The sequence below is a fragment of the Desulfobaculum sp. genome, assembly GCF_054921475.1.
In genome coordinates this window covers 1-7,196 of sequence record NZ_JBUDSW010000192.1, presented here as the reverse complement: position 1 = coordinate 7,196, position 7,196 = coordinate 1, and the positions used below count along the sequence as shown (strand labels likewise).

The following is a 7,196-nucleotide window of genomic DNA, read 5'->3' as shown; positions in this document are numbered from 1 at the left end:
CCCCGCGCCCAAGAAGCCCGCGTCGCCGCAGCAGCCAAAGCCCGAAGCGGGCAAGGGGCAGGAACCAGCCAAACCGCGTCCGGCGGGCAAGCCCGGACCGACCAAGAAGTGAGGGGGAGCCATGAGTCGTAGGTGGGGTCTCGTATGGAGTCGGGTACTGGTGGTCTGTGTGCTTGCAGGGCTGTTGGGGGCGTGCGCCGTGGGCGGAAGCCGCGTGGTGTCCACCACCCGTTCGTCGCGCTCCTACGCCGTGGTGACGCCGCGCGCGGGTGATACGCCGCAGGCGCTGGCCCTGCGGTATCTGGACGATGCGCGCAAGGGCTGGATTATTGAGGAATTCAACGGGGTGGAGACGTTGTCGCCGGACAGCTTTGTCACCATTCCGCTGATGCCGCTGTACCGTGGCGGCTTGGGCGAGGGGGGCGGATTCCAGACGGTTCCGGTGCTGGTCTACAGCGCGTTTTCCGAGCAGACCAGCGATGTGTTCTCCATGAAGCGCGACCGCTTCCGCGCCCAGTTGCAATACCTCAAGGACAACGGCATCACGCCGCTAACCCTTGAGGAGTTCGTGCGCTTTATCGAATTTGGCGACCATATCCCCGAGCGGTCGGTGCTCATTACCATCGACGACGTGGGGCAGAATACTTTTGAGATTGCTTTTGATGAGCTCCAGCGCTTTGGCTTTCCGGCTACGGTTTTCGTGTGTACGGACCTTGTTGCGGACCGCACCGGGGCGTTGTCGTGGGACCGCATCCGCACCATGCGCGATGCGGGGATGGCGATTGAGCACCGCACCAAGACCCTGCGCAACCTTGCTCGGCGAATGGGCGGTGAAACCCTTGAGGACTACATCATCAACGTGGACCGCGAGCTGACCGTGGCGTCGCTGACCTTCCAGTCCGAGCTGGGGCAGCGCCCCTCGTGGTTGGCCTATCCCTTTGGCACCCTTAACGAGGCGGTGGTGGAACTGCTGCGCAAGAATGGCTTCCGCGGCGCGTTTACCATGGAGGAGCGGGTGTCGCCGTTTTTTGTGGACAACTATGCCATCCCGCGCATCAGGATGCCGGGTGACATCTCCATGGACGCCTACGCCGAGGTGATGCGCTTTGGCGTGGATGCGGCGGAGCGCGGCACCATGGTGGATGGCTTGCAGGCCGCCTTTGCCGCCGGCGATGATGAGCCGTATGCCGCCGTGGTGACGGAGGTCATGGCCCGCGCGGACGCCGCGTCAGCGGATGGGCAGTGGATACGCGCCCTGGAGCTGTACCGCATTGCCGGGACGCTGAATCGCCGCGCCCCCGGCGTGCGCCGTAAGGCGCAGGAGGCCAAGAAGAACATGGACGCACGGGCGGCGGAGTTGCTGGCGGCGGCGCGCACGGCCCGTGACGGAGGCGACCGCGCAGCGGCCCGTGATGCGTACGTGGAAGCCCTCAGGTACGACCCGTCTCCCGAGGTGGCCGCGGAGCTGAAGGCGATGCTGTCGCCGCCAACGCACCGCGAATTGGCCCTGACGCAGAGCGATACCCTGCGCCGCATTGCGGAACGAGAATACGGCAACCCCGGCGGAGAGATTCTGCTTGCCAAGGTGAACAACAAGTCCGTGGTGGATATTCTGGACCCCGGCGAGATTGTGAAGCTGCCCATCCTGTCCGAGGCCTTGGCCCAGCGCATTGAGATTTCCCTTGCGCCTGTGGAGCAGGTGGCCCCGGTTGCCCCGGCTGAGCCCGCGCAGGAGGAAATGATGACCGAACCGGAGGCGGAAGCGGTGGAGGTGGTCATTCAGGAAACCCCGGCGGACCGCATTACGCCGCTTCTGTCCATGGCGCGTTTGCAGTTTGGCAACGGGCTTTATGAGACCGTGGTCTCCATCACCAACGAAATTCTGCAACTGGAGCCGGGCAACGAGCAGGCTCTGGAGATTCAGCGCGAGTCCTACTACAGCTTGGCGGAAGGCTTCATCAGCGATGGCAGTAACGTGCGCGCCATGCGCATGCTGCGCAACCTGCCGCGCGACTACCGCGCAACCAAGGAGCTGACCGGCAAGGTGCAGCAGGCCCTCGATAAGACCTCCGAGCCGCTCTATCTGCAGGGCGTCAACTACTATATCAACGAGGAACTTGAGCGGGCTGTGGACTCGTGGGAGCTGACCCTGCAGGCCAACCCATGGCACAAGAAGGCCCGCAGTGACCTTGAAAAGGCGCGCAAGCTGCTGGAGGCTGTGCGCGGACTGTAGGCTACGGGGCGTGTGAATACAAAAAAGGCGGGGCCGCCATCAGTGTGATGGCGGCCCCGTTTGTCGTTCTGTGGTGGCGGGGTTAGCGCACGAGGGTCACGTCCAGAAAGTCCGGCGTGGCCGTGTGGATGCGGAACAGGTGCCCGGCGACCTCGGTCTGCGTGGTGCCGAGGGGCACAAAGATATGCTGGCGGCTGACCACGCGGGGGCGGCTGCCGCCGCAGATTTCGCGCATTTGGAATTCCAGCTGCATGCCCTTTTTGCCCAAGTAGCGCAGGGCGTATTGCCGCTCGGATTCGGCAACAACGCGCGTGCGCTGGATGGGGTCAAAGTGCACGCCGGCAGGTTCCACCCGTCCGGTAACGGCGCGGTAGCGCCCATGGGAATCCAGCGGAATGTAAAAGGTGGAGCTCAGGCGGCCGTCTGTGGCGACCATGCCCAGCACGCCGCCCAGCAGCATGGTGGTAAAGGTGCCGTCCACGCGCAGGCACTCGTAGGTGACGTTGGAGTAGCCGTCAAAGGTGGTCCCCTTGCCGTCGTCCAGCACGATGTGAAAATCGCGCGAGGCGCGGACCTTGGGCAGGGTGAGCACTTCCTCGTCGTAGCGCCCGACGCGCAGGAGGTCCTCGCCGTTTTGCACGGAGCGGCGCTCGCCCTTGTGCATGGTGGCAAAGCGGACCTTGCGCAGGGTGGTTTCGCTGTTCATGCCGATGATGTCGACGTTGAAGCGCACTTCGTTGTCGCGCGGGATGGGCGGCACGTCTATGGGCGGCGGCGCTGGCGTAGGCGCGGGCTGCGGCGACAGGCGCAGGCAGCCGCACAGCAGGCACAGGGCCAGCGCAAGGGTGAGTCTACACAAAGGTTTGCATGGCATAGTCCACTCGTTCCTCTTCGGTGGTCAGGCGGTCGGCGACGGCGTCCACCTTGTCCAGACGCGGTTGCAGCCCCGTCAGGTTGGCGATTTGGATGGCCAAACCGGGGCGGGCGTTGAGTTCCAGCATCAGGGGGCCACAGTCCCGGTCGAGCACAAAGTCCACGCCCAGATACCCAAGCCCCGTCACGGTGTACCCCAAAGCCGAATGAAGGAGAAGCTCCCGCCAGCCGGGTATCGTGACGCCCGAGATGGGGCGCAGGGTGTCCGGGTGGGTTGCCACCGTGGCGTTTTTCCACACGGCGGTGGTGGTGACGCCGGTGGCGATGTCCACCCCGCAGCCCATGGCGCCCTGATGCAGGTTGGCCTTGCCGTCGGATTCACGGGTGGGCAGGCGCAGCATGGCCAGCACGGGCACGCCCTTGTACACGATGATGCGGATGTCCGGCACGCCTTGGTAGGCGATGTCGTTAAACACGGGGTCGAAGCGGACGCAGTATTCAATGATGGCCTTGTCGGGCATGCCGCCAAGGCTATGCATGCCCGAAAGGATATTGGAGACGTGAAAGGATACATGGTCCAGCCCCACAAGGGAGTCGTCCGGCTTTTGGAAGCGCTGGCCCACGCGTCCGGTGATGACAAGAATGCCGTTGCCGCCGGACCCGCGCGCGGGCTTGGCTACAAAGGCGTCGCGGCCCGCGAGCATGTCGCCCAGTTTGTGGACCTGATGCGGCGCCTCAATGACGCCGTAGAGTTCAGGCACTTTGAGCCCCGCCTTTTGGGCAAGGTGCTTGGTGATGACCTTGTCGTCCACCAGCGGGTAGAGCTTGCGCGGGTTGTTGGGCAGCACGTAGTCCGCGTTGCGGCGGTTCATGCCCACCACCCCGGCACGCTTCAGGCGGCTGAAGGGATTGCAGAACATGCGCCTACCTCGTCAAAAACGCCCGAAAGCGGACAAGGTCCATCAGGCGGTAACCGGTGTAGCGTCCCAGCAGCAACGTGAGCGCTAGCAGGACGAGGAACAGTTCCGGGAACACAAATACAAGGTGCCCCACAAGGTCGTTGACCATGACCAGATAGGCCAGCACGGCCACGCCAAGGGACCCCAGCGCCTGCTTGATGGCGGCCAGCGCCCCAAGCTCGTCCCACATGACGGAGATGCGCTCAATGGTCATGCTGAGGATGACCATGGGGAACAGCGACACCGAAACGCCGCGCGGCATGCCCAGCTTATAAGTGATGATGCTGATGCCCGCCATGAGCAGGACCACCACAATAAGCACGCTGGCAAGGCGCGGCACAAGCAGCAGTTTCAGGTGCTCCAGATACAGCCGCACCGCCAGCCCCAGCACAATGACCAGCGAAAAGAGCGACAGCCCCCATACGAGCTCCGTTTCGCGGAAGGAGAGGGCGATGAGCACCGGCATGAACGTGCCAAAGGTGCTAAAGCCGATGACATTGCGCAGGAACACCAGCAGCAGCGCGCCCACGGGGATGAGCAGCAGCATGTGGTACATGGCCTGCGCCTGCACGGGCAGGCCGAGCAGGGAGTATTCCAGCAGGGCGTTGCCCGTGGCGGACAGGCGGTTGCGGACGTCGCCAAGGCTGCTCATGCTGTCCTTGACCACGGACAGGCGCACCGTGGCCTTGCGCGCGCCCATGGTGGACAACAGCGAGGCATCGCCGCGCCACCACGGCACAAAGTGCTTGGGGGTGGAGAAGCGGTCGTTGGCGACGTCGAACATGCGCCATGTACTGCCGTCGTGGATTTCCAGCCAGTGGCGGATGGATGCGCCGCTGATGGTTTCCAGATCAATGCCGTGCACCGCCTGCGCGGGAATGCCCGCAAGGTGCAAGACGCGCACGGCCATGTTCACGGCGTCGAGGCGGCTGTCCGTCTCGCGCAGGAGGTAGGCGGCGTTGGGGTCGCTGCCGGGGTGCAGCAGCGCCTTCATCAGCAGGGGGACAAAGGTTTCAAGGTCGGCGGACTGCATGCCCGCTTCGCTGAGCAGCGTATCCGCGGCCTTGAGCTCGGACTCCGTAAAGCCGGGGTCCGTCAGGGTTGGGGACTCCGTGGAGGGTTGCCATGTCCAGTTGGGGTCCGGGCGCAGGGTGGCGTAGTAGAAGATATCCTGCTTGCCTGCTGCGCGGCGGCGGCTCCAAATGGCGGCGGCGTTGCCGCTTTCCTCGGTGGTGTGCAGGCCAAAGTTGCCGCCGATGTAGTGCTCGTCCGTGACGACAAAGCCGGGGACGCGGTCCAGCGTCTGCAGGCGCACTTTGACGGGTTGCCCCGTGCCCTCAAAGGCCACGTGGGCTTCAACCTTCCACAGCGGGGAGGTTTCATCCGGAGACAGGGGAAAGCCCAGCACGTGGACCTTGTAGGCAAAAATGGCGAGTCCGGTGCATGCCAGCAGCAGCACGAGGAACCTGTGCTGAAACGTATTCACGGTATGGTGTCCTTACAGTCCGGCCTTGGGCCTGGGCAGAATGTTGGTTTTGGAGGAATCCACAAGGATGCCCTTGCTGAGCACCCGCCGCCCCACAAGCAGGCGGTAGGTAAAGTGGGAGCGGTCCGCAAGGTTGACGGGCGTTTCAATGGTCCTGTCGCCAAAGCGCATCAGCATCCGTACCACCGGGCGGCGGTGATAGCCTTCCGGACGGCGCTTGATGCGGACAAAGTCGATGAGCGGGCAGGTCATGGGCGTGCGCGTGCCGTCTTTGTCCACGTAAGTGAAATGGACGCGCCCTTCCTCCTCGTCCACACGGATGTCCTCCGCGTGCAGGGATGAGGTTTTGGCTCCCGTATCCAGCTTGGCGTGGATAAGCAGCTCCGCGGAGTCGTCCGGGGGCATGATGAGGACGTATTCCGTCCAGCCCGCGACGATGGGATCGGTGTCTGCTGCCGAGGCGATGCAGGGCAGCAGGATGAGGGTTATGAGCAGAAGAGTCGTTCGGAGATGTCGCCTTGGTCCTCCGGTAGGCAGTGGCCTGACCCGTACGCGGCGGCCCGCTTGTTGCGTCGGCAACTGTTTGGGCGGGGCTGGCGCGTTGTGGATGGTGCTGGTGTGTGGCGTAGGGCGCAGTGCATCCGCCCGGTGCGTCCGGACGGCGTGTCTGGCGCGCAGCGCCGCATTACACCATGCGGGTCAGCCTCTCCTCGATGTCGTGTTCTAGGACGATGGGGGCCTTGGGGATGGCGTCAAAGGTGAAGCCCTGCACAAGGTCCTGCGGGGTGCAGGTGGTCCCGGCCGGAGCCAGACCAGCCCTGTGGGCAAGGTCGCCGATGATGGCCTGCGCGCGGGCGCCGCCCTGGCGCAGGGCGCGGATTTCGAAATGTTTGTGGCGCTTGGCAAGGCGCTCTCCCCCGGCGTCGAGAACGAGGGGGACGTGGGCGTACTCCGGCGCTGGCGCGTTAAGGAGCTGATGGATGTAGAGCTGCCGGGGCGTGCAGTGCAGGATGTCGTCGCCGCGCACCACCTGTGTGATGCGCTGGTCCACGTCGTCCACAGCCACGGCAAGCTGATAGGCAATAACGCCGTCGGAGCGGCGGATAGGAAAGTCGCCGCCGCAGTCCTGCCAGCAGGTGGAGATGGGGCCGCGTATGCGGTCCGTGAAGGCGATGGTTTCACATGTGCCGTGCAGGCGCAGGGCAGGGGCGCGGCCAGCGGCGCGGCGCGCCTCGCGCTGGTCCTGCGTCAGGTGCAGGCAGGTGCCGGGGTAGGCTGGTCCGGCTTCGCCCACATGCGGGGCGGATGCCAGCGAGCGCAGTTCCTTGCGGGTGCAGAAGCAGGGAAAGGTCAGCCCCTCGGCGGTCAAACGCTCGATAACCTCGGCGTAGCGGTCAAGGCGCTCGCTTTGGGTGTAGGGCGCATAGGGTCCGCCACAGTCCGGGCCTTCATCCCAGTCGATGCCCAGCCATTCAAGGTCGCGCATGATGTCGTCGGCGTAGGCCTGCCGGGAACGCTCGGGGTCGATATCCTCCATGCGCAGGACAAGACGGCCGCCCTGTGAGCGGACGCCCAGCCAGCAAAGGAGGAACGCCCAAATATTGCCCAGATGCAGGTGCCCCGTCGGGCTTGGTGCCAGACGGCC

General features: G+C 64.6%; 6 protein-coding genes. 1 reads left to right on the top strand and 5 read right to left on the bottom strand.

The features are described from left to right. The first annotated feature begins 121 nt into the window (after window positions 1-121). Window positions 122-2,233, top strand: a complete 2,112-nt coding sequence (locus tag ACY69P_RS12150) for a polysaccharide deacetylase family protein (protein ID WP_462327659.1) — start codon at window positions 122-124, stop codon at window positions 2,231-2,233. 82 nt (window positions 2,234-2,315) lie between these two features. Here ACY69P_RS12150 and ACY69P_RS12145 read toward each other — a convergent pair whose 3' ends face one another. From ACY69P_RS12145 to gluQRS, 5 genes are all read right to left on the bottom strand, one after another. Then, complete coding sequence (locus tag ACY69P_RS12145) at window positions 2,316-3,107, bottom strand: hypothetical protein (protein WP_462327658.1); 792 nt, start codon at window positions 3,105-3,107, stop codon at window positions 2,316-2,318. Beyond that, the gene (locus tag ACY69P_RS12140; protein WP_462327657.1) at window positions 3,085-4,026 is read right to left on the bottom strand and encodes an alpha-L-glutamate ligase-like protein; all 942 of its coding nucleotides are present in this window, start codon (window positions 4,024-4,026) and stop codon (window positions 3,085-3,087) included. The genes ACY69P_RS12145 and ACY69P_RS12140 overlap by 23 nt, the downstream gene beginning before the upstream one ends. 4 nt (window positions 4,027-4,030) lie before the next feature. Continuing rightward, complete coding sequence (locus ACY69P_RS12135) at window positions 4,031-5,551, bottom strand: inactive transglutaminase family protein (protein ID WP_462327656.1); 1,521 nt, start codon at window positions 5,549-5,551, stop codon at window positions 4,031-4,033. A gap of 12 nt (window positions 5,552-5,563) precedes the next feature. After that, the gene (locus ACY69P_RS12130; protein ID WP_462327655.1) at window positions 5,564-6,130 is read right to left on the bottom strand and encodes an ATP-dependent zinc protease family protein; all 567 of its coding nucleotides are present in this window, start codon (window positions 6,128-6,130) and stop codon (window positions 5,564-5,566) included. Between the two features lie 106 nt (window positions 6,131-6,236). Next, window positions 6,237-7,196: tRNA glutamyl-Q(34) synthetase GluQRS (gene gluQRS / locus ACY69P_RS12125; protein ID WP_462327654.1), on the bottom strand; the 960-nt coding region annotated here is incomplete at its 5' end.